This window comes from Pseudomonas sp. REB1044, assembly GCF_038813925.1.
Lineage (GTDB): Bacteria > Pseudomonadota > Gammaproteobacteria > Pseudomonadales > Pseudomonadaceae > Aquipseudomonas > Aquipseudomonas boreofloridensis.
The window spans coordinates 660,449-685,325 of the sequence record NZ_CP046139.1 but is presented as its reverse complement, the minus strand read 5'-3'; the positions used below and the strand labels follow the sequence as shown (position 1 = coordinate 685,325).

General features: G+C 64.9%; 26 protein-coding genes. 8 read left to right on the top strand and 18 right to left on the bottom strand.

The genetic code is table 11. From position 1 onward, the window contains the following. Positions 1-9 precede the first annotated feature (9 nt). Both GKC70_RS03160 and GKC70_RS03155 read right to left on the bottom strand, forming a co-directional pair. Positions 10-771: a YdcF family protein gene (locus GKC70_RS03160; RefSeq protein ID WP_342650408.1), complete on the bottom strand. Its 762-nt coding sequence runs from the start codon at positions 769-771 to the stop codon at positions 10-12. 99 nt (positions 772-870) lie between these two features. Continuing rightward, positions 871-1,185 (bottom strand): hypothetical protein, encoded by a 315-nt coding sequence (locus tag GKC70_RS03155; protein ID WP_342650407.1) that lies wholly within the window; start codon positions 1,183-1,185, stop codon positions 871-873. A gap of 236 nt (positions 1,186-1,421) precedes the next feature. On the opposite strand from GKC70_RS03155, the gene leuS reads away from it, so the two are divergent. From leuS to GKC70_RS03130, 5 genes are all read left to right on the top strand, one after another. Beyond that, positions 1,422-4,028 carry a leucine--tRNA ligase gene (gene leuS / locus GKC70_RS03150; RefSeq protein WP_342650406.1) on the top strand — a complete coding sequence of 869 codons (2,607 nt, stop codon included), beginning with the start codon at positions 1,422-1,424 and terminating at the stop codon, positions 4,026-4,028. A 57-nt stretch (positions 4,029-4,085) separates the two neighbouring features. Further along, positions 4,086-4,691, top strand: a complete 606-nt coding sequence (gene lptE / locus GKC70_RS03145; RefSeq protein ID WP_342650405.1) for an LPS assembly lipoprotein LptE — start codon at positions 4,086-4,088, stop codon at positions 4,689-4,691. Positions 4,692-4,727: 36 nt separating this feature from the next. Further along, positions 4,728-5,765 carry a DNA polymerase III subunit delta gene (gene holA / locus GKC70_RS03140; protein WP_342650404.1) on the top strand — a complete coding sequence of 346 codons (1,038 nt, stop codon included), beginning with the start codon at positions 4,728-4,730 and terminating at the stop codon, positions 5,763-5,765. A 124-nt stretch (positions 5,766-5,889) separates the two neighbouring features. Further along, a complete protein-coding gene (gene arfA, locus GKC70_RS03135) occupies positions 5,890-6,054 on the top strand; it encodes an alternative ribosome rescue factor ArfA (RefSeq protein ID WP_039580593.1) in 165 nt (54 codons plus the stop codon). A 54-nt stretch (positions 6,055-6,108) separates the two neighbouring features. Beyond that, positions 6,109-7,428 (top strand): lytic murein transglycosylase, encoded by a 1,320-nt coding sequence (locus GKC70_RS03130; protein WP_342650403.1) that lies wholly within the window; start codon positions 6,109-6,111, stop codon positions 7,426-7,428. A gap of 146 nt (positions 7,429-7,574) precedes the next feature. Here the strand turns inward: GKC70_RS03130 and GKC70_RS03125 are convergent, their stop codons facing one another. The 13 genes from GKC70_RS03125 to GKC70_RS03065 all read right to left on the bottom strand — a co-directional run bounded on the left by GKC70_RS03125 (position 7,575) and on the right by GKC70_RS03065 (position 20,035). Then, entirely contained in the window at positions 7,575-8,483 is a 909-nt protein-coding gene (locus tag GKC70_RS03125; protein WP_342650402.1) for an LD-carboxypeptidase, read from the bottom strand. 120 nt (positions 8,484-8,603) lie between these two features. Next, positions 8,604-9,620, bottom strand: coding sequence for a lipoyl synthase (gene lipA / locus GKC70_RS03120; RefSeq protein ID WP_039580601.1), 1,017 nt, complete (start codon positions 9,618-9,620; stop codon positions 8,604-8,606). Positions 9,621-9,622: 2 nt separating this feature from the next. Next, positions 9,623-10,270: a lipoyl(octanoyl) transferase LipB gene (lipB, locus tag GKC70_RS03115; RefSeq protein WP_342650401.1), complete on the bottom strand. Its 648-nt coding sequence runs from the start codon at positions 10,268-10,270 to the stop codon at positions 9,623-9,625. Then, on the bottom strand, positions 10,270-10,545 hold the full coding sequence (locus tag GKC70_RS03110) for a DUF493 domain-containing protein (protein WP_029611929.1): 276 nt from the start codon (positions 10,543-10,545) through the stop codon (positions 10,270-10,272). Before GKC70_RS03110 ends, lipB begins: the two co-directional genes overlap by 1 nt. A gap of 75 nt (positions 10,546-10,620) precedes the next feature. After that, complete coding sequence (locus GKC70_RS03105; protein WP_039580607.1) at positions 10,621-11,781, bottom strand: D-alanyl-D-alanine carboxypeptidase family protein; 1,161 nt, start codon at positions 11,779-11,781, stop codon at positions 10,621-10,623. Between the two features lie 302 nt (positions 11,782-12,083). After that, on the bottom strand, positions 12,084-13,085 hold the full coding sequence (locus tag GKC70_RS03100; protein ID WP_342650400.1) for a septal ring lytic transglycosylase RlpA family protein: 1,002 nt from the start codon (positions 13,083-13,085) through the stop codon (positions 12,084-12,086). Beyond that, positions 13,085-14,095 (bottom strand): lytic murein transglycosylase B, encoded by a 1,011-nt coding sequence (gene mltB, locus GKC70_RS03095; RefSeq protein ID WP_342650399.1) that lies wholly within the window; start codon positions 14,093-14,095, stop codon positions 13,085-13,087. Before mltB ends, GKC70_RS03100 begins: the two co-directional genes overlap by 1 nt. 17 nt (positions 14,096-14,112) lie before the next feature. Next, positions 14,113-15,216, bottom strand: coding sequence for a rod shape-determining protein RodA (rodA, locus tag GKC70_RS03090; protein ID WP_052192236.1), 1,104 nt, complete (start codon positions 15,214-15,216; stop codon positions 14,113-14,115). A 38-nt stretch (positions 15,217-15,254) separates the two neighbouring features. Beyond that, positions 15,255-17,150, bottom strand: coding sequence for a penicillin-binding protein 2 (gene mrdA / locus GKC70_RS03085; protein WP_342650398.1), 1,896 nt, complete (start codon positions 17,148-17,150; stop codon positions 15,255-15,257). 17 nt (positions 17,151-17,167) lie between these two features. Next, complete coding sequence (rlmH, locus tag GKC70_RS03080) at positions 17,168-17,635, bottom strand: 23S rRNA (pseudouridine(1915)-N(3))-methyltransferase RlmH (RefSeq protein ID WP_039580612.1); 468 nt, start codon at positions 17,633-17,635, stop codon at positions 17,168-17,170. Positions 17,636-17,644: 9 nt separating this feature from the next. Beyond that, on the bottom strand, positions 17,645-18,064 hold the full coding sequence (gene rsfS / locus GKC70_RS03075; RefSeq protein WP_029611933.1) for a ribosome silencing factor: 420 nt from the start codon (positions 18,062-18,064) through the stop codon (positions 17,645-17,647). Between the two features lie 44 nt (positions 18,065-18,108). Beyond that, complete coding sequence (nadD, locus tag GKC70_RS03070) at positions 18,109-18,768, bottom strand: nicotinate-nucleotide adenylyltransferase (protein WP_342650397.1); 660 nt, start codon at positions 18,766-18,768, stop codon at positions 18,109-18,111. 1 nt (position 18,769) lies between these two features. After that, entirely contained in the window at positions 18,770-20,035 is a 1,266-nt protein-coding gene (locus GKC70_RS03065) for a glutamate-5-semialdehyde dehydrogenase (RefSeq protein WP_342650396.1), read from the bottom strand. A 303-nt stretch (positions 20,036-20,338) separates the two neighbouring features. Here GKC70_RS03065 and GKC70_RS03060 point away from each other — a divergent pair, with 303 nt between their 5' ends. Continuing rightward, the gene (locus GKC70_RS03060) at positions 20,339-21,061 is read left to right on the top strand and encodes a DNA-3-methyladenine glycosylase (protein WP_342651458.1); all 723 of its coding nucleotides are present in this window, start codon (positions 20,339-20,341) and stop codon (positions 21,059-21,061) included. 3 nt (positions 21,062-21,064) lie between these two features. Beyond that, positions 21,065-22,381 (top strand): bifunctional DedA family/phosphatase PAP2 family protein, encoded by a 1,317-nt coding sequence (locus GKC70_RS03055; protein WP_342650395.1) that lies wholly within the window; start codon positions 21,065-21,067, stop codon positions 22,379-22,381. Between the two features lie 60 nt (positions 22,382-22,441). On the opposite strand, the gene GKC70_RS03050 is transcribed toward GKC70_RS03055, so the two are convergent. From GKC70_RS03050 to GKC70_RS03040, 3 genes are read right to left on the bottom strand one after another with little or no spacing between them, the layout of a single operon-like run. Then, on the bottom strand, positions 22,442-23,032 hold the full coding sequence (locus GKC70_RS03050; RefSeq protein WP_342650394.1) for an LON peptidase substrate-binding domain-containing protein: 591 nt from the start codon (positions 23,030-23,032) through the stop codon (positions 22,442-22,444). Positions 23,033-23,041: 9 nt separating this feature from the next. After that, positions 23,042-23,752 (bottom strand): LrgB family protein, encoded by a 711-nt coding sequence (locus tag GKC70_RS03045; RefSeq protein WP_342651457.1) that lies wholly within the window; start codon positions 23,750-23,752, stop codon positions 23,042-23,044. Between the two features lie 2 nt (positions 23,753-23,754). Then, the gene (locus GKC70_RS03040; RefSeq protein WP_342650393.1) at positions 23,755-24,117 is read right to left on the bottom strand and encodes a CidA/LrgA family protein; all 363 of its coding nucleotides are present in this window, start codon (positions 24,115-24,117) and stop codon (positions 23,755-23,757) included. Positions 24,118-24,303: 186 nt separating this feature from the next. Here GKC70_RS03040 and GKC70_RS03035 point away from each other — a divergent pair, with 186 nt between their 5' ends. Next, positions 24,304-24,759, top strand: a complete 456-nt coding sequence (locus GKC70_RS03035; protein WP_342650392.1) for a MaoC family dehydratase — start codon at positions 24,304-24,306, stop codon at positions 24,757-24,759. The last annotated feature ends 118 nt before the right edge of the window (positions 24,760-24,877 follow it).

Genomic DNA, 24,877 nt, shown 5'->3' with positions numbered 1-24,877 from the left:
GACAGCGGATCAGTAGAACAACCGATACCCCACCAGCCCGACGGCCTCATTGAGCAACTGCCCGTTCTGCCACATCGCCCGGCTCTCCGGCAGCAGCCCGGCAAATGGCCGCGCGTGATCGGCGCCAAGGAAGCCCACTGGCGCCGGCACCACCTCGAACCCGACCTGCTCGAAGCTCCAGCGCGAACGCGGCATGTGCCAGGCCTGGGTCACCACGACCACGCGCCGGATGCCCAGCGGTTGCAACATCTGGGCACTGAAGCGGGCGTTTTCCCACGTAGTGCGGCTGGCCTCTTCCTTCCAGGTCACGTTCACGCCGAAATCGGCTTGCAGACGCTGCGCCATCAACTGCGCCTCGCTCGGCGGCGTGCCGTAGTGCAGTCCACCACTGGTCAACACCGGCAGGCCCGAGGCCTTGGCCAACTGCGCCGCGTAACGCATGCGCTCCAGCGCCGAAGGGCTGGGCTGATCGTCACCGCCCCAGGCCGGATCGCCACGTTCACGCCCGGCACCGAGAATGACGATGGCATCGGCGCGCCGGGACAGCGTTGCCCACGCCTGCGGCGCCAGCGGCGCCTCGGTCTCCAGCACTCGGGCCGACTCCTGCACCACCAGCGGCAGGCTCATCAGCCACAACCCGCCCAGTCCGAGGGCAAAACACAGCGCCGCCACGCGTGGCCGGCGTCTGCGCAACCACCAGCCTGCCACGAGTAACAGCAGCAGCAGACCTGGCGGCATCAACCAGTGTTTAATGAAGAATCGAATCGGCATGCATACCTCCGGCAAGGCGTGCAGCCTAAAAGCAACGGGGCCGGGCCACAAGTGCCCGGCCCCGATCGCCAAGGTGGTCAAATCACCGGTGCAGGCCCACTAGCGGGCCGTTTGCTTCCTGGAACCGGACACGGACGCGGGGCGCGTTCGATCCTTGAGCCAGACGATCTTGCCGCGCCCGGCGTCTGCCGACGTACCGCTGCCAGGGCGGGCGAACCGGTGCTCGGGAAGGCGGTCCAGATAGGCCTTGATCACCCGGAACTCCGCCGGGCTGAGGTCCCGCAGTTCCAGTTCGGCGGGCATTTCATCACGCAAGCCGGCGGATGTCCTGGCCACTTCCAAGGCCAGGCCCACCCGGTCGATCAGACGCTCATAGAGCTCGGGTTTGATTGCGGTTAGCTGCGACTCTCCCATCGTTCACCTCATTGAAGGTCAGAATATCTTCCCCCTCCGAACAGCTTAGCGGCGCTGCGCAAAGCAGCTGCCCGTCGCGACAAACGGAGCGCACTGCGCCAATCACATTCAGCGTTTCCCCGAACGCGCGGCGCTCATGTATGCTAGGCCGTTCACTCTCACCGCCACCGGAGTGCCGGACGCAGCGAGGTTGCGCTGCCTGGAAACAAGGTCTCCCTCTCTCATTAAAAGTAGCCATGCACGAACAATACCAGCCCCGTGATATCGAAGCCGCCGCCCAGTCCTTCTGGGACGAGCAACAATCGTTCGCTGTGACCGAACAGCCAGGCCAGGACACCTACTACTGCCTGTCGATGTTCCCGTACCCGAGCGGCAAGCTACACATGGGCCACGTGCGCAACTACACCATCGGCGACGTGATCGCCCGCTACCAGCGCATGCTGGGCAAGAACGTCCTGCAACCGATGGGTTGGGACGCCTTCGGCATGCCGGCGGAAAACGCGGCGATGAAGAACAACGTCGCGCCGGCCAAGTGGACCTACGAAAACATCGATTACATGAAGACCCAGCTCAAGAGCCTGGGCCTGGCCATCGACTGGTCGCGTGAAGTCACCACCTGCAAGCCGGACTACTACCGCTGGGAGCAGTGGCTGTTCACCCGCCTGTTCGAAAAAGGCGTGATCTACCGCAAGAACGGGACCGTGAACTGGGACCCGGCCGACCAGACCGTGCTGGCCAACGAGCAAGTCATCGACGGCCGCGGCTGGCGTTCGGGCGCGCTGATCGAGAAGCGCGAAATCCCGATGTACTACTTCCGCATCACCGACTACGCCGACGAACTGCTGGAAAGCCTCGACGAACTGCCGGGCTGGCCCGAGCAGGTCAAGACCATGCAGCGCAACTGGATCGGCAAGTCGCGCGGCATGGAAGTGCAGTTCCCCTACGATCAGGCCAGCATCGGCCAGTCCGGTGCACTGAAAGTCTTCACCACCCGCCCCGATACCCTGATGGGCGCCACCTATGTCGCCGTCGCCGCCGAGCACCCGCTGGCCACCCAGGCCGCCCAGGGCAATCCGGCGCTGCAGGCGTTCATCGACGAGTGCAAGAGCGGCAGCGTCGCCGAGGCCGACATGGCCACCCAGGAGAAGAAGGGCATGGCCACTTCCCTGCGGGTCGAGCATCCACTGACCGGCGAGAAGCTGCCGGTATGGGTCGCCAACTACGTGCTGATGCACTACGGCGACGGCGCGGTGATGGCTGTCCCGGCACACGACGAGCGCGACTTCGAGTTCGCCCGCAAGTACCAGTTGCCGGTCAAGGCGGTGGTGCGCACCAGCGCCGGTGATGACGTCGGCGCCGAATGGAACGCCGCCTACGGTGAGCACGGTGTGCTGATCAACTCCGGCGAGTTCGACGGCCTGGACTTCGCCGGCGCGTTCGACGCCATCGAAGCGGCCCTGATCCGCAAGCAACTCGGCAAGTCGCGTACCCAGTTCCGCCTGCGCGACTGGGGCATCAGCCGCCAGCGCTACTGGGGCTGCCCGATCCCGATCATCCATTGCCCGTCCTGCGGCGACGTGCCTGTGCCGGAAGACCAACTGCCGGTGCGCCTGCCCGAAGACGTGGTGCCGGACGGCGCCGGCTCGCCGCTGGCGCGCCTGCCCGAGTTCTACGCGTGCACCTGCCCGAAATGCGGCAGCCCGGCCAAGCGTGAAACCGACACCATGGACACTTTCGTCGAGTCGTCCTGGTACTTCGCCCGCTACGCCTCGCCGCACTACGACCAAGGCCTGGTCGACCCGAAAGCGGCCAACCACTGGCTGCCGGTCGATCAGTACATCGGCGGTATCGAACACGCCATCCTGCACCTGCTCTACGCGCGCTTCTTCCACAAGCTGATGCGCGACGAAGGCCTGGTCACCTCCAACGAGCCGTTCAAGAACCTGCTGACCCAAGGCATGGTGGTCGCCGAGACCTACTTCCGTGTGGCCAGCAACGGTGGCAAGGACTGGTTCAATCCCGCCGACGTCGAAGTCGAGCGCGACGCCAAGGCCAAGATCATCGGCGCACGCCTGAAGACCGATGGCCTGCCGGTGGAAATCGGCGGCACCGAGAAGATGTCCAAGTCGAAGAACAATGGCGTCGACCCGCAGGCCATGATCGACGCCTACGGCGCCGACACCTGCCGCCTGTTCATGATGTTCGCCTCGCCACCGGACATGAGCCTGGAATGGTCCGACTCCGGCGTCGAAGGCGCCAGCCGCTTCCTGCGTCGGGTCTGGCGTCTGGCCCAGGGCCATGTCGCCCAAGGTTTGCCGGGCAGCCTCGACATCGCCGCGCTGGACGATGCGCAGAAGGTCATTCGCCGCGCTATCCACGCGGCCATCAAGCAAGCGAGCACCGATGTAGGCCAGTTCCACAAGTTCAACACCGCCATCGCCCAGGTGATGACGCTGATGAACGTGCTGGAGAAAGCGCCGCAGGCCACCGCGCAGGACCGTGCACTGCTGCACGAGGGCCTGGAAGCGGTGACCCTGCTGCTGGCACCGATCACGCCGCACCTCTCGCACGCTCTGTGGCAGGCGCTGGGCCATGCCCAGCCGGTCATCGATGCCGTCTGGCCAACCGTCGACGAGAGCGCCTTGGTGCAGGACAGCCTCACCCTGGTGGTGCAGGTCAACGGCAAGCTGCGCGGCCAGGTGGAAATGCCGGCCACCGCCAGCCGCGAAGACATCGAACACGCCGCCCGCAACAACGAGAACGTCCTGCGCTTCCTCGATGGCCTGACCATCCGCAAGGTCATCGTGGTACCGGGCAAGCTGGTCAACATCGTCGCCAACTGATGGCAAGCCCGCCCTGGCGACGGGGCGGGCGCAACAGGCCCAAAAGGGAGCTACACCATGATCAAACGCAATCTGCTGGTAATTGGCCTGGCCGCTGCGCTGGGCGCCTGCGGTTTCCAGCTGCGCGGTACCGGCACCAACGAACTGGCTTTCAAGGAGCTGGACCTGGGTGCGCGCAACGCTTACGGCGACACCGTCAAACAACTGCGCCAGTCGCTGCAGAGCAGCGGCGTCAAGGTCTACAGCGGGGCACCCTACAAGCTGGTGCTGACCAGCGAGCAGGAATCCCAGCGCGCCGCCACCTACACCGGCGGTAGCCGCTCGGCGGAATACGAGCTGACCACCGTGCTCAACTACGTGGTGCAGGGTCATAACGACACCGTGCTGCTGGAAGACAAACTGGAAGTGCGCAAGGACTACGTCTACGACGGCAACAACATCGCCGGCTCCACCCAAGAATCCGGTCAGATCCGCAAGGAACTGCGCCGCGAACTGGTCCAGGGCATGATGGTTCGCCTGCAGCAGCTCACCCCGGCACAACTGGCCGACCTCCAGCAAAAAGCCGACGAGCGCGCCCGCGCCGAAGCCGAAGCGTTGCGCGAAGCCCAGCGTGTGCAGGACAACACGCCCCAGCAATCGCCGATGGAAGTCCCGGCCAACTGAGGCTCAATGGGGCACCTGCGGTGCCCCTGCCCCGCCATGAAGCTTTCTCCCGCCCAACTCAACAAGCACCTGCAAGGCACGCTGGCGCCGGTCTACGTGGTCAGCGGCGACGATCCGCTGCTGTGCCAGGAGGCCGCTGACGCCATCCGCACGGCCGCGCGCCAGCAGGGCTTCGACGAACGCCAGGTGTTCAGCGCCGACGCCAATTTCGACTGGGGCAGCCTGCTGCTGGCCGGTGCCAGCCTGTCCCTGTTCGCCCAGCGACGGCTGCTCGAATTGCGCCTGCCGTCGGGCAAGCCCGGTGACAAAGGCGCCGCCGCGCTGATGGAGTACTGCGCCCGGCCCGCCGAGGACACCCTGCTGCTGGTCAGCCTGCCCAAGCTCGACGGCAGCGCGCAAAAGACCAAGTGGGGCAAGGCGCTGATCGACGGTGAACAGTGCCAGTTCATCCAGATCTGGCCAGTGGACGCCCAACAGTTGCCGCAGTGGATCAACCAGCGCCTGTCTCAGGCCGGCCTGTCGGCGCAGCGCGATGCGCTCGACCTGATCGCTGCGCGGGTAGAAGGCAACCTGCTGGCTGCGGCCCAGGAAATCGAGAAGCTCAAGCTGCTGGCCGACGGTAATCAGATCACCGTCGAGACGGTGCAAGCCGCTGTCGCCGACAGCGCCCGCTTCGATGTCTTCGGCCTGGTCGATGCCATCCTCAATGGCGAAGCGGCGCATGCCCTGCGCATGCTCGAAGGGCTGCGTGGCGAGGGCGTGGAACCGCCGGTCATCCTCTGGGCCTTGGCCCGCGAACTGCGCCTGCTGGCCGGACTGGCCCAGCAGTTCAGCCAGGGCGTGCCGCTGGACAAAGCCTTCAGCCAGGCCAGGCCACCGGTGTGGGACAAGCGTCGACCACTGGTGAGCAAGGCCTTGCAGCGGCTCTCGGCGCAGCGTTGGACTCAACTGTTGCAGGACGCCCAGCGCATCGATGCACAGATCAAGGGTCAGGCCGAGGGCTCGCCGTGGACCAGCCTGGCGCGGCTGGTGCTGCTGATGGCGGGCCAGCGCATTGGCCTGCCGTCGCAGTGATCACGGGGCTGCGCGCTTTCGCCGCAGCGCACGCAGGTCCGCGACCATAAACAGATTCAATTGGCCCTGCCCTTCAGCGCCCCGTACAGTCGCCCCTCGAACGTCAACCTACCGGGAATCCGCCATGAGCAAAAAGCCGAAAAAGCACGGCCCCAACAAGGCCAAGTCGATCATCGCCCAACCCCTGTTCCGCTGCCGCCAGGAACGACCGGAAAAGGGCAAAGGCAGCTACCGCCGCGAAGCCTTCCAATCGAGAGATTGGGAGGCTTCTTGCTTTCTGGCCGCCTGAAAAAGCCGCAGGCATGATATGGTCGGCACCTGAACTGCAAAACTGGATCTGTGCATGTCCTTCAGTCTTCCCCAGCGCTGGCAGTCCCGCCAGCTGATCGCGGCTTCCAGCTTCATCCTGCTCGTCGCCTGCGCGGAAAAACCTACCGCCGCCGACGCCCTGCCCTTGGCTCCAGCCCAACCCACTGCCAACGTCAGCCTTCCGGCCAGCAGCGCCGACAGCGCCGACAGCAACGGCGATATCCAGCCGCTGCAGACCTTCGCCCAGTGGCAGGCGGGCTTCCGTCAGCAGGCCTTGCAAGCCGGCATCAGCGCGGCCACCTTCGACCGCGCATTCCTCGGTGTCACGCCGGACATGGACGTGATCAAGGCCGATCGCAGCCAGCCGGAATTCAGCCGCCCGGTCTGGGAATACCTCGACAGCGCGCTGTCGCCGCTGCGGGTGCGCAACGGCAAGAAACTGCTGGAGCAGAATGCCGAGTTGCTCTCACGCATCGAGCAACGCTACGGCGTCGATCGCCAGGTGCTGGTGGCGGTGTGGGGCATGGAAAGCAACTTCGGTCAGTTCCAGGGCAACAAATCGGTGATCCGCTCGCTGGCCACCCTGGCCTACGAAGGCCGTCGCCCAACCTTCGCCCAGGACCAGCTCATCGCGGCCCTACAGATCCTGCAGAACGGTGACATTCAGCCTGAAGCCATGCGCGGCTCCTGGGCCGGCGCCATGGGCCAGACCCAGTTCATCCCCACCACCTACAACACTCATGCGGTGGATTTCGACGGCGATGGTCGCCGCGACATCTGGAACAGCACGCCGGACGCCCTGGCTTCCACTGCGCACTACCTGCAGAGCTCAGGCTGGAAGCGCGGGCAACCGTGGGGCTTCGAGGTCCAGGTACCGGCCGGCTTCGATTACTGGCTGGCCGACGGCGCCCAGCGCAAGCCGGTCAGTGAATGGCTGAGCCTGGGTGTGAAGCTGCCCACCGGCACGCAACTGCCTGCGGATAGCAACTCGCTGTCGGCGGCACTCCTGTTGCCAGCGGGCGCGCGCGGCCCAGCCTTCCTGGTGCTGGACAACTTCCGCGCGATCCTCAAGTACAACAATTCCTCGTCCTATGCGCTGGCCGTGAGCTTGCTGGGCGACCGCTTCTCCGGCTGGGGTTTCATCGCCGGAGCCTGGCCGAAGGACGATCTGCCGTTGAGCCGCAGCGAGCGGGTCGAGTTGCAGAACCTGCTCAACGCCCGCGGACACGACGCCGGCAACGCCGACGGCATCATCGGCGCCAATACCCGCAAGGCGATTCGCACGGCTCAGCAGGGCCTGGGCTGGCCGGCCGATGGTTACCCGACGCACAAGCTGCTGGAGAGCCTGCGCTAAGGGCGCAGCTCGAGCGGCGAAGCTGAAAACCCGGGACTGCTGCGCAGTCCAATCGCGACACGAGGCCGCTCCCACGAGAGCGTGCGAGCTGTCTGAGCCTACACCGGCCAACTTGTGGGAGCGGCCTTGTGCCGCTCCCACAAGGGCTAGGCGCTGAACAACGGCTGTTCCAGCGTCAACGTCTGAACGTCGCTGTCCAGCCGCACGCGCGCGCCCAACGGTAGACACACATTCGGGTCGCAATGCCCGCTGCGCCATCCAGCCAGCACGGGCACCTGCAAGGGGCCGAAGATGTCGCGCAACAACGGCTGCAACGACGCCACGGTAATACCGGCGAAGTCCCCCACCAGCACGCCCTTGACCCCCTTCAGTCTGCCCGCCAGGCGCAGTTGGGTGAGCAACCGATCCACCCGGTACAGCGGCTCGTTGACGTCCTCGATGAACAGGATGCTGTCGTGCGTCTCGATCTGCGCCGATGTGCCCAGCGTCGCGCCAAGCATCGACAGGTTGCCGCCGACCAGACGCCCGCTGGCTGCACCGGGCACCACGGTGGTCAACGCGAAGTCCTGCGGATGCGCGATCACATCGCCGCAACCCACCTGCCCACTCAACTGCGCGAGCAGCGAACTCACCGTAGGCTCGCGCTTGTCCCCGAGCAGATCAGCATTGAGCATACCGCCGTGGAAGCTGATGAATCCGGCATGCCGCGCAATGGCCGTGTGCAAGGCAGTGATATCGCTGTAACCGATCAAGGGTTTCAGATGCTGGCGAATCAGCGAGAAGTCCAACCGGTCAAGCAGCCGCATGCTGCCGTAGCCACCACGCATGCACAGAATCGCGTCGATCTGCGGATCGGCAAACGCGTCGTGCAGATCGCGCAGGCGCTGCTCATCGCTCCCTGCCAGATACCCCTGCGCCTGCAACACCCCCGGATAGATCCGGCACTCATATCCGCGGCGCTCGAACCATTGCGTGACCGTGCTCACATCCACCCGCGCCGGTCCCGCCGGTGCCACGATGGCAAACCGCGCCCCTGGCACCAAGGCCTTAGGCAACCCTATTGCAGCTGTTCCAACGCGCTCCACCTTGCACCTCCACCACGCTCACTGCTTGCTGCAAAAAAAAATGCCGATGACGCTTGGCAGCGTACATCGGCATGTTCGACCCGCCCCGACTCAGAGCTTGATCTTGGCTTCGTGGGCCTGCTGGTCGGCGTGGTACGAGGAGCGCACCAGCGGGCCGGAGGCGACATTCTTGAAGCCCATCTTGTAGCCTTCCTCGGCGAACCAGGCGAAGGTGTCCGGGTGCACGAAGCGTTGCACCGGCAGGTGGCTGCGCGACGGCTGCAGGTACTGGCCGAGGGTGAGCATGTCGATCTCGTGCTCGCGCATGCGCTGCATCACCTCGATGACTTCTTCGTCGGTCTCGCCCAGGCCCAGCATCAAGCCCGATTTGGTCGGCACGTGCGGCACCATCTGCTTGAACTTCTGCAGCAGGTCCAGCGACCAGTCGTAGTCCGAACCCGGACGCGCCGCCTTGTACAGGCGCGGCACGGTTTCCAGGTTGTGGTTGAACACGTCCGGCGGGGTCTGCGCGGTGATTTCCAGTGCCACGTCCATGCGACCACGGTAGTCCGGCACCAGGGTTTCGAGTTGCACGCCGGGCGACAAGGCGCGGATCTCGCGGATGCAGTCGGCGAAGTGCTGGGCGCCGCCGTCACGCAGGTCGTCGCGGTCCACCGAGGTGATCACCACGTACTTCAGGCGCAGGTCGGCGATGGCCACGGCCAGGTTCTTCGGCTCGTCCAGGTCCAGCGGCTTGGGACGACCGTGACCGACGTCGCAGAACGGGCAGCGACGGGTGCAGATATCACCCATGATCATGAAGGTGGCCGTGCCGCCAGAGAAGCATTCGCCCAGGTTCGGGCAGGACGCCTCTTCACAGACGCTGTGCAGCTTGTGCTTGCGCAGCAGTTGCTTGATGCGGTCGACTTCCGGAGACACCGGGATGCGCACGCGAATCCAGTCGGGTTTCTTCGGCAACTCGTCGGTGGGGATGATCTTCACCGGGATGCGCGCCACCTTTTCGGCGCCGCGCAGCTTGACCCCGGCCTCGACTTTCTTGGGCGCAGGGCGGGGCGTGACGTCTTGCGTCGCGATCAGATTCGGCACGGCTTCTTGCACAGTAGTCATATTCAGTCGATTCCGCCCGTGAGGGTCGTCTGCTCAGCGTAGTCGAGGTGCCTGACCAGCTGTTCGCGCAGCCTCGTCCTGACCTCGTCGAGTTCGATCGGGCCTGCGTGGTCGCGCAGCTGGGTCATGGCCAGACCCGCATACCCGCAGGGGTTGATTCGGCGAAAGGGCGCCAGGTCCATGTCGACGTTCAGCGCCAGGCCGTGGAACGCGCAGCCGTTACGGATGCGCAGCCCCAGCGAAGCGATCTTCGCGTTGTCGACGTACACGCCGGGGGCGTCAGGCTTGGCCGCCGCCGTGACCTGGTAACTGGCCAGCAGCGCGACCAGACTCGCTTCGATGCGACTGACCAGCTCGCGCACACCGATGCCCAGGCGACGCACGTCCAGCAGCAGGTAAGCCACCAGTTGACCGGGGCCATGGTAGGTCACCTGTCCACCGCGTTCGGTCTGTACCACCGGGATGTCGCCAGGCAGCATCAGGTGCTCGGGCTTGCCGGCCTGGCCTTGGGTGAACACCGGCAGGTGCTCGACCAGCCAGACTTCATCGGGCGTCTGCGCAGTGCGCTGTCCGGTGAAGCGACGCATGGCCTCCAGTACCGGTTCGTACGGCTGCAGGCCAAGCTCGCGGAAGCCCAGGCATCCGGACATTACAGCACCATTTTCACGATGCCGGTGGCACGCAGGGCGCTGTTGATGTCCTGCAACTGGTCTTCGCTTTCGGCGACGATATGCAGTTGCACGGTGGTGTACTTGCCTTCCTTGCTCTGGCGCTCGGCCAGGGTGCTCAGGTCGACTTTTGCATGCTTGCTGAGGATCTCGATCACAGTGTCACGGAAACCGACACCGGTATCGCCGATCACCTTGATCGGATAGTCCTGGCAGGGAAATTCGATTTTGTGCGACTTGACGTCAGCTTCGCTCATGGCGCAAACGCCCTCGTAAGGCGTGGCAACAACGATGCCCCCGGCGTGATGGCTCGGGGCATGGCAGGTCACGTATCAGTTGAACAAACCGTAGAAGAACAGGCGGATGCTATCCCACATACGACGGAAGAAACCACCTTCCTCGACGCCATCAAGGGCGATCAGGTCGGTCGTCTGCACCACTTTGTCATCCAGTTTGACTTCCACTTTACCGATCACCTCGCCCTTGGCGATAGGCGCGGTCAGTTGCGGATTCATGGTCATCGACGCTTGCAGACGCTTGAGCTGGCCCTTGGGCATGGTCATGGTCAGGTCGTTGGCCAGACCCGCCTTGACCTGGCCGGTAGCGCCTTTCCAGACCGGGGCCTGGCTCAGCTCGACACCCTTCTGGTAGAAGGTCTGGGTTTCGAAGAAGCGGAAGCCGTAGGTCAGCAGCTTCTGGGTTTCGGCAGCGCGGGACTGCTCGCTGTTGGTGCCGAACACCACCGCGATCAGGCGCTGACCATCACGTACGGCCGACGCCACCATGCAGTAACCGGCCTCCTCGGTGTGGCCGGTCTTCAGACCGTCGACGGTCTTGTCACGCCACAGCAGCAGGTTGCGGTTGGGCTGCTTGATGTTGTTCCAGAAGAACTCTTTCTGCGAGTAGATGGCGTAGTGGGCCGGATCTTCGTTGATGATCGCGCGCGCCAGCAGGGCCATGTCGTGCGCCGACGAATAGTGCTCGGGGTTCGGCAGGCCGGTGGGGTTCATGAAGTGCGAATTGGACATGCCCAGGTCGGCAGCGGTCTTGTTCATCATGTCGGCGAACGCGTCTTCGCTGCCGGCGATGTGCTCGGACAGGGCGACCGAGGCGTCGTTGCCAGACTGGATGATGATGCCGTGCAGCAGGTCGCTGACGGTCACCTGGCTACCGACCTTGATGAACATGCGCGAACCACCGGTGCGCCAGGCGTTCTCGCTGACGGTTACCGGGTCGTTCTCGCCGATCTGCCCGCGACGAATGTCGAGGGTGGCGATGTAGGCGGTCATCAGTTTGGTCAGGCTGGCCGGCGGCAGGCGCTCGTCGCCGTTGTTCTCGACCAGCACGTTGCCGCTGGACGCGTCCATCAGTACGTAGGACTTGGCTGCCAGTTGCGGCGGTGCCGGCATCATCTGCTCGGCTGCGAAGGCAGCGGGCATGATCATCAGCAGTACGGGCAGGCAAAGGCGTTTGGCAAGGTTGGTGATGTTCATCCGTCTCTCGTAGATCGCTAATGGTCTGATGTTCCGCAGGACGACCGCGGCGTTTCAGTGTATTTCCAGGCTGACATGCAGCCCCGCCCCAAAGGGGCAAAAACCGACATTGTACATGGCATGCCTCGGCAATTCATGAACAAGCTCGAAGCGGTGAGTTACAAGCTGCAAGCTTCAAGCTTCAAGCTGCAAGAACAAGCGGTACGCATGGACAGCTCCTCTTGCAGCTTGCAGCTTTCAACTTGCAGCTTTCAACTTGCAGCTTTCAACTCGTCGCTGGCCACGCGCCGCAGGCGCGTGGCTCAGTCCGTGACGACCTTGGCCTGGCCCAGGTTCGCCAGGCGAATGCTGTCCTGGGCCTGCTGGATTTCACCCTGGCTGCTGATCGGCCCCAGGCGTACGCGGTGCAGGGTCTGCTGGTTGCGCACGATGGAACTGATGAAGACCGGCGCGCTGACCATGGTGCTTAGTTTCGAACGCAGCAATTCGGCGGCATCCGGGTTGGCGAAGGCGCCGACCTGCAGGAAGCTACCGCCGCGATTGCCGGGCACGCTGTTGCCGCCCACCTGAACCGGGACCACGGGCGCGGCGTGCTGCTGCGGCGGAGGCGTCCACTGCTCGACGCGGCCGGTGCTGGCCGGGACCGGCTGGGCCTGGGCGACCTGCGGTTCCTTGAGCATCAGCGGTGGACGCTGGCCCTTCTGCGCCCACCACTGCTGCGGGTCGATACCCTCCACGCGCACGTGGGCGGTACCGGTTTCGGCGTAACCGAGCTTTTTCGCTGCGGCGTAGGACAGGTCGATGATGCGGTCGGAATAGAACGGGCCGCGGTCGTTGACCCGCAGGATCACGCTGCGACCGTTGGCCAGGTTGGTGACGCGCACGTAGGCCGGCAGCGGCAGGGTCTTGTGCGCCGCGCTCATGCCATACAGGTCGTACAGCTCGCCGTTGGCGGTGTTCTGGCCATGGAACTTGGTGCCGTACCAGGACGCCGTACCCTCGGCGCGATAGCTGCGCGCGTCCTGCATCGGGTAGTAGGTCTTGCCCAGCACGGTGTAGGGGTTGGCCTTGTAGGCGCCCGTGTGAACGGTCGGCGTGGCGTCCGGAATCTTGTTGACGTCCACGTCCCACCACGGCGCGCCGTCCTTGTGCGCCCGGTTGATGTCCAGGCCCGGCTGCGAGCGCACGGCCGTGCCGCTCGACTTGGTGGGCGTTGGACGACTGGACGAACAGCTGACCAGCAGCACGCCGATGGCGACGCAGCTCAGCAGCTTGAGGGTGTTGGCTTTGAACAGTTCGCGCATTACTTGACGCCCCGTGCCTGGACCAGCTGTTGCGACAGCTGATGCACCGCCATGGCATACATCACGCTGCGGTTGTAACGCGTGATCGCGTAGAAATTCTTCAGGCCCATCCAGTATTCCGGGCCGTTGTCGCCTTCGAGTCGGAAGGCGGTGACTGGCTGATCGTCGCGCAGCGCATCATGACTCGACCAGCCCAACGCCCGCAACTCCCCGACCGTCTTGACCGGTTCGATGCCCTGGGTCACCCCTTCGTCGACCCGTGGCCCGCTCACCTCGGCGCGGCTGACCACCGGCTCACCGGCCACCCAGCCGTGACGCTTGAAGTAGCTGGCCACGCTGCCGATGGCGTCGTCCGGGTTGGTCCAGATATTGATGTGGCCATCGTGGTCGAAGTCCACCGCGTAGTTGCGGAAACTGCTCGGCATGAACTGCGGCAGGCCCATGGCCCCGGCGTAGGAACCCTTGAGGGTAAGCGGATCGAGCTGTTCCTCGCGGGCCAGCAGGAGGAACTCGCGCAGTTCCTTGCGGAAGAAGTCGGCGCGCGGCGGGTAGTCGAAGCCCAGCGTCGACAGCGCATCGATCACCCGGTAATTACCGGTATTGCGGCCGAAGAACGTCTCTACACCGATGATCGACACAATGTACTGGGCCGGCACGCCGTATTCCTGCTCGGCACGCGCCAGCACCCCCTCGTGCTGGCGCCAGAAGTCCACGCCACGGGCGATGCGCGCATCGCTGATGAACATCGGCCGATAGTCTTTCCACGGTTTGACCCGCTCGGCCGGCCGCGAAATCGCATCGAGGATCGCCTGCTTGCGCTGCACCTCGTGGAACACCGCCGTCAGTTGCTCGCTGGCGAACCCGTAATCGCGGGCCATCTCGCCGACGAACTCGGCCACCTGGGGTGAGCCGTCGTAATCGCCGGCATCGGCCTGCTGGACAGCGCCGAGCAACCCCACCGCGCCGATCCACGGCATACAACGGGCCGCCCAACTACGCACTGCTTGCATGTGATTGTTCACCTTATTCAAACCTGGGCGATCCATTTTCGGTGCGTATGGATCGACATCAGAACGCCAAACGCTGACAGCAGCGTCACCAACGAAGTTCCGCCGTAACTGATGAAGGGCAACGGCACCCCCACCACCGGCAACAGACCGCTCACCATACCGATATTGACGAAGACGTAAACGAAGAATGTCATGGTCAGGCTGCCGGCCAGCAGCTTGCCGAACAGGGTCTGCGCCTGCGCGGTGATGACCAGGCCGCGACCGATCAACAGCAGATAAATGATCAGCAACAGGCAGATACCCACCAGCCCGAACTCCTCGCCGAGCACGGCGATGATGAAGTCGGTGTGGCTTTCCGGCAGGAAATCCAGGTGCGACTGAGTGCCCAGCAGCCAGCCCTTGCCGAATACCCCGCCCGAACCGATCGCCGCCTTGGACTGGATGATGTTCCAGCCGGTGCCCAGCGGGTCGCTTTCCGGGTCGAGGAAGGTCAGCACCCGTTGTTTCTGGTAGTCGTGCATGACGAAGAACCACATCGCCACGGCCACCGGCACCGCCGCCGCCACCACGCTGACGATCCAGCGCCAGCGCAGGCCGCCCATGAACAGCACGAAGGCGCCTGAGGCGAGAATCAGCAGCGCAGTGCCAAGGTCCGGCTGACGCACGATGAGGATGAACGGCATGCCGATCAACACCAGGCTGATCGCCACATGCTTGAGGTGCGGCGGCAAGGTGCGCTTGGACAGGTACCAGGCGATGGTCGCCGGCATGATGATCTTCATGAACTCCGAGGGCTGGAAGCGAATCACGCCGGGAATGTTGATCCAGCGCGTGGCGCCCATGGCGTTGTGCCCCATGACGTCCACCACCACCAGCAGCAGCACCCCGACCACATAGGCCAAGGGCACCCAGCGCGCCATGAAGCGCGGTTCGAGCTGGGCGATGACGAACATCGAGACCAGCCCGATGCCGAACGAGGTGGCCTGCTTCATCAGCAGGTCCCAGTTCTTGCCGCTGGCCGAATACAGGACGAACAGGCTGCCGGCGGCCAGGGTCAGCAGGATGAGCAGCAGCGGGCCGTCGATATGGATGCGCTGCAGGAAGCTGGCGCGCCTGCGCATCACGTCCTCGCTGGAGAGCATGCGATCGAAATTGTTCTTCACGGGGCCGGTTCCTGGGCGACAGTGGCGGTGGCGGTGCCGAACTCAGGCTTGAGCTGGCCGTTCTCGTCGAGCAACCAGGCGTCCATGACCTGGCGCACCACGGGGGCAGCGACACCCGAGCCGGACTCGCCGTTCTCGACCATCACCGACACTACGATCTTCGGGGCCTCGGCCGGGGCGAAGGCGACGAACAGCGCGTGGTCGCGGTGACGCTCCTGGAGTTTGTTGCGGTCGTACTTCTCGCCCTGCTTGATCGCCACCACCTGCGCGGTGCCGCTCTTGCCGGCGATGCGATAGGGCGAGCCGAGCGCGGCCTTGCGCGCGGTGCCGCGGGCGCCGTGCATCACCTGCTCCATGCCATGGGTGACGCGCGCCCAGTCGTTCTTGTCGCGCAGCACGATGTCGGCCATCGGGTTGTCGTCCACCGGCGGCTGACCTTCGATGGTCTTGGCCAGGTGCGGCCGGTTCCATTTGCCCCTGTTGGCGATCAGTGCGGTGGCCTGGGCCAATTGCAGCGGCGTGGCCTGCATATAGCCCTGGCCGATGCCGAGGATCAACGTTTCACCCGGGAACCAGGCCTGGCGGCGGGTGGCGCGCTTCCATTCGCGCGACGGCATCAGCCCGGGCGACTCCTCGAACATGTCCAGCGAGACTTTCTGGCCGATACCGAACTTGTTCATGTAAGCCGAAAGGCGGTCGATGCCCATCTTGTGCGCCAGATCGTAGAAATACGTGTCGTTGGAACGCATGATCGCCACGTCCAGGTCCACCCAGCCGTCACCGGTGCGGTTCCAGTTGCGGTACTTGTGGTCGTAGTTGGGCAGTTGATAGTAGCCGGGGTCGAACACCCGGCTGCTGGCATTGACCACGCCACTGTCCAGACCCGCGATGGCCACCGCCGGCTTGATGGTCGAGCCGGGCGGGTAGAGTCCGCGCAGCACGCGGTTGAACAGCGGCCGATCGATCGAATCGCGCAGCTCGGCATAGGCCTTGAAGCTGATGCCGGTGACGAACAGGTTGGGATCGAAGCTCGGCTGGCTGACCATCGCCAGCACTTCGCCCGTGCGCGGATCGAGGGCGACGATGGCGCCACGACGCCCGCCCAGGGCTTGTTCGGCCGCTTCCTGCAACTTGATGTCCAGGCTCAGGACGATGTCCTTGCCCGGAATCGGATCGGTGCGCTTGAGCACCCGCAGCACCCGGCCACGGGCGTTGGTCTCGACTTCCTCGTACCCCACCTGACCGTGCAACTGGTCTTCGTAGAAGCGCTCGATGCCGGTCTTGCCGATGTGGTGGGTGCCGCTGTAGTTGACCGGGTCGAGCGACTTGAGCTCTTTCTCGTTGATCCGCCCCACATAGCCCACCGAGTGGGCGAAGTGCGCACCCTGCGGGTAATGACGCACCAACTGCGCCACCACTTCCACGCCCGGCAGGCGGAACTGGTTCACCGCCACCCGGGCGATCTGGTCTTCGTTGAGCTCGAAGAGGATCGGCACCGGCTCGAACGGGCGTCGCCCCTGCTTCATGCGCTTCTCGAACAGCGCGCGGTCGTCCTCGGTCAGCTCCAGTACTTCGATGATGGTGTCGAGCACCGTCTGCCACTGCCCCGCCCGCTCGCGGGTCATGGTCAGGCTGAAGCTGGGCCGGTTGTCGGCGACGATCACCCCGTTGCGGTCGAAGATCAGCCCACGGGTCGGCGGAATCGGCTGCACGTGCACCCGGTTGTTTTCCGACAGTGTGGAGTGATAGTCGTACTGGATGATCTGCAGGTAATACAGACGCGCGATCAGCACGGCGACCAGCAGCATGATGGCCACCGCACCGACCACGACGCGGTTGCGCACCAGACGGGCGTCTTTCTCGTGGTCCTTGAGGCGGATCTGCTGCGGCATCGGACAGGCTTACGCGATCATTTGTGGTAGGGGTGCCCGGACAACACCGTCCAGGCGCGATAGATCTGTTCGCCGATGAGTATCCGCACCAGCGGGTGCGGCAGGGTCAGGGGCGAAAGCGACCAGCGCTGTTCGGCGCGGGCACAGACTTCCGGCGCCAGCCCTTCCGGACCGCCCACCATCAGGTTGACCGTGCGCGAATCCAGGCGCCAGCGGTCCAGTTCGACCGCCAGTTGCTCGGTGCTCCACGGCTTGCCGTGCACTTCGAGGGTGACGATGCGCTCGCCCGGTTGCACCTTGGCCAGCATCGCTTCGCCCTCCTGACGAATCAGGCGGGCGACATCGGCGTTCTTGCCGCGGGTGTTCAGCGCAATCTCCACCAGCTCCAGCGACAGCTCCTGGGGCAGGCGCTTGGCGTACTCATGCCAGCCTTCCTCCACCCACTTGGGCATGCGCGAACCCACCGCAATCAGACGCAGACGCATGGCGCGGGCTTATTCCCGGTCCCGGAGCTTGTCGGAATACTCGTGTACGTTTTCCGGGCTGTGGTGCTTGCCGTCACCGGCGCGGCTCTGTTCGGCACCCAGCCACAGGCGCTCCAGGTCGTAGAACTGGCGAGCAGCGGCGGTCATCATGTGGACGATGACGTCGTTGAGGTCCAGCAGCACCCAATCGCTGTCGCCCTTGCCTTCTTCGCCCAGAGGCTGGGCGCCCTTGGCCTTGACCGCCTCGCGAACCTTTTCCAGCATCGCGTTGATCTGCCGGTTGGAGGTACCGGTGGCGATGATCATGTAGTCGGTGAGGCTATGTTTGTCGCGCACGTCGATGACCTGGATGTCCTGGGCCTTGACGTCTTCCAGCGCGGCTTTGGTCAGTTCGACCAGTTCTTCGCCATTGATTTTCTGCTTGGTCATATAAAACTCGTTCAACTCGTTGAATGGGGTGCCCTGCGGCCCCCTCAGTGGGACACACGGTACAGACCGTGCGCCTCGATGTAGGCCAGTACGGCGTCCGGCACCAGAAACCGAACCGACTTGCCGCTGGCCAGCAGCTGTCGGATCTGCGTGGCGGACACCGCAAGCGGCGTCTGCCAGACGAACGAAATGTTTCCCGCCGGGCCGGACATGGCGGTGGGATCGCTCTGCGAGCGCGCAGCCAGCAGGTTGCGCAGCTCGTCGGGGGGTTCGACATCGGCATCCGGGCGCTGCAGCACCAGGATGTGACAGTGTTGCAGCAACTCTTCCCAGCGGTGCCAGCCCGGCAGGCCGCAGAAGGCGTCCCAGCCCAGCACCAGGTACAGCTGATCGTGCGGGTTCAACTCCGCCCGGACCGACTCCAGGGTGTCGATGGTATAGGACGGCTTGTCGCGTTCGAGTTCGCGGGCATCGACGCTCAACCCCGCCACGCCCTGCACCGCGCCGCGCACCATGGCCAGCCGATCGGTGGCGGCCACCTGCGGGGTATCACGGTGCGGCGGGCGCGCGTTGGGCAGCAGGCGCAGTTCGTCCAGGGCCATGAACTCGGCCACTTCCAGCGCGCTGCGCAGGTGGCCGATGTGCACAGGGTCGAACGTGCCGCCCAGGATACCGATACGCCGCACTGCAGTGGCCTTGCTCAACTCAGCACGACCCGCGCAGTTGGCCGTCGCCGATCACCACGTACTTCTCGCAGGTCAGCCCCTCGAGACCGACCGGGCCGCGAGCGTGCAGCTTGTCGGTGGAAATGCCGATCTCCGCGCCCAGGCCGTATTCGAAGCCGTCGGCGAAGCAGGTGGGCGCGTTGAGCATGACCGAGGCCGAATCCACCTCGGCCATGAAGCGCCGGGCATTGCCCTGATGCTCCGTGGCGATGGAATCGGTGTGGTGCGAGCCGTAGTGGTTGATGTGCTCGATGGCCGCTTCCAAGCCCTCGACCACGCGAATGGACAAGATCGCGTCGAGGTACTCGGTGTGCCAGTCGTCTTCGTTGGCCGGCTTGGCGGTGATGATCGCGCAAGTGCGCTCGCAGCCGCGCAACTCCACGCCCTTCTCTTCGAAGCGGCGCGCCATCGACGGCAGAAAAGCCTCGGCGACGCTGGCATCGACCAGCAAGGTTTCCATGGCGCCGCAGATGCCATAACGGTAGGTCTTGGCGTTGAAGGCGATGTTCGCGGCTTTCTCCAGATCGGCATGGGCATCCACGTAGACGTGGCAGATGCCGTCCAGGTGCTTGATCACCGGCACCCGCGCATCACGGCTGATGCGCTCGATCAGGCCACGGCCGCCGCGCGGGACGATGACATCGACGAACTCGGGCATGCTGATCAGGGCACCGACTGCCTCGCGGTCGGTGGTCTCGACCACCTGCACCACGGCCGGCGGCAGGCCGGCTTCGGCCAGGCCCTGCTGGATGCAGACGGCGATGGCGCGGTTGGAATGGATGGCCTCGGAGCCGCCGCGCAGGATGGTGGCGTTACCAGACTTCAGGCACAGGCTGGCGGCATCGATGGTCACGTTCGGCCGCGACTCGTAGATGATGCCGATGACCCCGAGCGGAACACGCATTTTGCCGACCTGAATGCCCGACGGACGGTAGCTCATGTCGCGAATCGCACCCACCGGATCGGGCAGCGCGGCCACTTGGCGCAAACCGGTGATCATGCCGTCGATGCGCGCCGGGGTGAGCGCCAGACGGTCCAGCAGCGCGGGCTCCAGGCCATTGGCGCGGCCAGCGGCCAGGTCACGCTCGTTGGCGGCCGTCAGCACTTCACGGGATGCGTCGAGGGCATCGGCAGCGGCCTGCAAGGCCCGGTTCTTCTGCGCGGTACTGGCACGGCCGATCACCCGCGAGGCCTGGCGGGCGGCGCGACCCAGGCGGGTCATGTAGTCAAGAACGGACTCGGTCATGGGCTCGGTGTCTTGGCAAAGGGGAAATCGGCTGATTATAACTGCGCCGCTCCGGTACGCCCAGCAGCGGGTGGCGGATGGTAGAGGAAGGCGGGGGAAATATGTAGGAAAGATGTAACGGACGGTATCGGAAGCGCCTGAGATTAGTGGTCGCTTTCAGGGAGACGGCGCGTGGGCTTATCCGTTGGCTGGGGTGGGGTTTGACCCAAAACAAATCAAAGCGTAGACACCTGCGCGTCTTCAGCGATAAGCGACACATGCTTACAATCCTGTTCAGCCTCGATTAAGCCTTTCGTTGCTATCATTCCGCCCTTCGCCTCCACGAACCACCAGCATGCCCGATTCCGCCCCTGCCCGAGCCGCGCGCTGCCCGACAGCTTCTTCGACCGCGACGCCCTGACTGTCGCCCAGGCCCTGCTGGGCAAGGTCATCCGTCATCGCCAAGGCGGGCTGTGGCTGGCCGCCCGTATCATCGAGACCGAGGCCTACTGCTTGAGCGACAAAGGCAGCCATGCGTCGCTGGGCTACACCGAGAAGCGCAAGGCGCTATTTCTCGACGGCGGGCACATCTACATGTACTACGCCCGTGGCGGCGATTCGCTGAACTTCAGCGCCCACGGCCCGGGCAACGCCGTGCTGATCAAGTCGGCCTACCCCTGGGTCGACGCCGTTTCAGGCGACGACAGCCTGGCCCAAATGCAGTTGAACAACCCCGACGCCAGCGGCAACCTGCGCCCCGCCGAGCGCCTGTGCGCCGGGCAGACCCTGCTGTGCCGCGCCCTGGGCCTGAAGGTGCCGGACTGGGACGCACGCCGCTTCGACGCCGAGCGACTGTATGTCGAAGACTGCGCCCTGGACGTTCCACAGGTGATCCAGACCACCCGCCTGGGCATCCCACAGGGACGCGACGAGCACCTGCCGTACCGCTTCGTCGACGCCCGATTCGCCCGCTTCTGCACCCGGAACCCGCTGCGTCGGGGCCAGGTCGAAGGTCGGGATTTCTTCATCCTCGAACAAGGAAACTGATCTATGGGCCAATGGCTCGACAGCCTCACCGGCTGGCTCAGCGCCAACCCCCAATGGCTTGGGCTGGCCATCTTCCTGATCGCCTGCATCGAATGCCTGGCCATCGCCGGCATCATCGTGCCGGGCACCGTGCTGCTGTTCGCCGTGGCGGTACTGGCCGGCAGTGGCACCTTCGGCCTGGGCGAAACCCTGCTGCTGGGCTTTCTCGGCGGGCTGTTGGGCGATGCGCTGTCGTATGCCATCGGCAAGTATTTCCACCAAGGCATCCGGCGCCTGCCGCTACTGCGCCATCATCCTGAATGGATCGGCAGCGCGGAAAGCTACTTCCAGCGCTACGGCATCGCCAGTCTTCTGGTCGGTCGCTTCATCGGTCCGCTGCGGCCCATGCTACCGATGGTCGCCGGCATGTTCGACATGCCCCTGCCGCGCTTCATCGCCGTCAGCCTGGTGGCCGCTGCCGGCTGGTCGGTGGCCTACCTGCTGCCGGGCTGGGCCACGGGCGCCGCGATCCGCCTGCCCCTGCCAGAGGGCTTCTGGCTGCAGGCCGGTATCATCGCCGGCGGCCTGGCCGTGCTGGTGGGGCTGAGCTTCAACAGCAGCGTGCGCGACCAGCGCCACGGCACCCGGCTGATCGCCGGCCTGAGCCTGGTGGCGCTGGCGAGCGTGTTTCTTGGCTGGCCCTACCTGCATGCATTCGACCAGGGCATCATGACCCTGGTGCAGGAGCATCGCAGCCAGGCCCTGGATGGTGCCATCGTGGTGGTCACCCGCCTGGGCGACTTCAAGACGCAGTTCTTTCTCGGCGGGTTGCTGACCGGCTTGCTGCTGCTGATGCGTCAGTGGCGCCATGCGGTGTTCGCCGGCATGGCGCTGATCGGTACGGCGCTGTGCAACGGCTCGCTGAAATGGCTGTTCGCCCGGGCGCGCCCGGAAGTGCTGAGCGACCCGCTCACCAGCTACAGCATGCCCAGCGGCCACAGCTCGGCGTCCTTTGCGTTCTTCCTGGTCCTGGCCGTGCTGGCCGGACGCAGCCAACCGCCGCGCATGCGCCTGACCTGGGTGCTGCTGGCGGTACTGCCGGCGCTGTCGATCGCCCTGTCGCGGGTGTACCTGGGGGCGCATTGGCCCACCGACATTCTTGCCGGCGCCCTGCTGGCCTGTTGTGTGACGGCCGTCTGCCTGACGCTGGTGCAATATCGCCAGCCCTTGGTGGCCATGCCGCTCAAAGTGTGGTGGCTGGTCCTGCCGGCGTGCATCGCGCTGCTGACGTTCTTCGCCCTGCACTCACTGCCCAAGGCCCTGCTGCGCTACCAGTATTGAGCAGTACGAACGCGCGGGGCGGGCTGGAAACCAGCCGCCCCGCTCATCGGGCGCTCAGGCTCAGGCGAACAGTTCGCCCTGGATCCGCTCGAGCAGCGACTGGATGGTTTCCAGGCGCCGTTGTGGCGAGTCCATGGCCAGCAGATCGACCTTGTCCTCTTCCGTGAACGGCAACAGATACGCCAACTGATTGGCCAACGACTGCCGTCCATTCACCTCACGCGGCATACCCAGCGCCTCGACCATCGGGTGCTCGCCCAGCGCCACTAGCAGCGCCAGCAGGTCGTCGTCTGCCTCCACCAACGGCGTGTCCGGCAGGTCCGCCAGCCAGTCCACTTTGCCCATCAGCAACTGGTCCTTGAGCACCTCGGTGCCCGCCACGCGAAAGCGCCGCACACCTTCGACACGGATGCCCAACAGCCCGTTGTCCTGTTGCGCGAAGTCGCGGATCAGCGCCTCGCAGCCGAACGCCGCGATGCCAGCAGGCGCCTGGCCCACCTGCTCGCCCTCGGCGATGCACACCACGCCAAAGCCCTCGCCCTGCTTCATGCAGCGACCGATCATGTCCAGGTAGCGCGCCTCGAAGATCTGCAAGTCCAGCAGACAGCCGGGAAACAGCACGGTATTGAGGGGAAACAGGGGTAACGTCATCTCGACTCCTCAGGCCACCAGGCTCACTGCCAATGGCAGCAGCACCGCAGTGGCCACACCCATCAGGCTCATCGCCAGCGCCGCGAAGGCGCCGCACTCGTCACTTTCCTGCAGGGCCACCGAGGTGCCCACCGCATGCGCCGTCACGCCCAGCGACATGCCGCGCGCTTCCGGGCTGTGCACGCCGCAGCGGGTCAACAGCGCCGGGCCGAAGATCGCGCCGATGACCCCGGTGATCAGCACGAAGACCGCCGCCAAGGCGGCGACGCCCCCGATCTGCTCGGCGACCAGCATGGCGATGGGCGAGGTGACCGACTTCGGCGCCATGGTCATCAGGATCATGCGCTCGGCGCCGAACCACGCCCCCAGCAGCACGCAGGCCAGCGTCGCGAACAGACCTCCGACTACCAGCGTAGTCAAGATCGGCCAGAACAGCTGGCGGATGCGCCGCAGATTCAGGTACAGCGGCACCGCCAGGGCCACCGTGGCCGGGCCCAGGAGAATGTTGAGGATCTCGGTGCTGCGCTTGTACTCGGCGTAGTCGATGCCGCAGGCCAGCAGCACGCCGATCACCAGCAGCATCGACACCAGCACCGGCTGCAGGAAGATCCAGCGCGTACGCTCGTAGGCCGCGAGCACCAACTGATAGGCGCCCAGGGTGATGCCGATGCCGAACAGCGGATGGTGGATCACCGCCTCCAGCGCGCCTTGCCAATCCAGGCTCATGGCTGCTGCTCGCGTTTGCCGTGGCGCTGGATCAGCTTCTGCATCAGCACGCCGACGAACACCAGGGTGAGCAGGCAGGAAATCACCAGCGCGCCGACGATGGCCCAGAAGTCTGCGGCGATGTCGCGGGCGTACACCATCACCCCCACCGCCGGCGGTACCAACAGCAGCGGCAGATAGCGCAACAGACTGCCGGCGGCTTCATTGAGCGGCTCGCCGACTTCGCCGCGCACCATCAAGAACACCAGCAACAGCAGCAGGCCGATGATCGGGCCTGGCAGCACGGGCAGGAACAAATGATTGATCGCCGTTCCCAGCAACTGGAACAGCACCAGCCAGGTCAGACCACGCAGCAGCATAAGCATCTCCTTGGGCAACGGGCGCCATTATAAACCTGCGCGCGAGCTGAATACGGCGGCATTCGCCCGCCCTACCCGGCCTTGACCGCCCCCCCGCGCCGTGCTGATCTTGTACGCTCGTTCCATCGCAGCACCTGACCTGAAACGTAGGTCGGGCCACCTGGACAGACAACCCGGAGAGTCACGATGCCTCATGTACCCGTCACGCAGCTCGCGCAGTACGTCGGCAAGGAACTGGGACGTTCCGCCTGGCTGAAGATCGACCAGTCACGCATCAACCTGTTCGCCGAGGCCACCGGCGATTTCCAGTTCATCCATATCGACCCGGAAAAGGCCGCGCAGACCCCGTTCGGCTCGACCATCGCCCATGGCTTTCTCACCTTGTCGCTGATGCCCAAGCTGATGGAGGACATCCTGGTCCTGCCCGAAGGGGTGAAGATGGTCATCAACTACGGCCTGGACAGCGTGCGCTTCATCCAACCGGTCAAGGTCAACAGCCAGGTGCGGCTGAAAGTGGACCTTACCGACGTCACCGAGAAGAAGCCTGGTCAGTGGCTGCTCAAGGCCACGGCAACGCTGGAGATCGAAGGCGAGGACAAACCGGCTTACGTCGCCGAGCCGCTGTCGCTCTGCTTCGTCTGAAAGATCGCTCCGAAGGCTTCGTCCGAAACCCCTCCACACAGCCGTGTGCGCCTGCCGCCACGGCTGTCTCGCGCCCAGAATCTGCGGCATACTCGGCGCACCTTTGTGCCCGGATCCG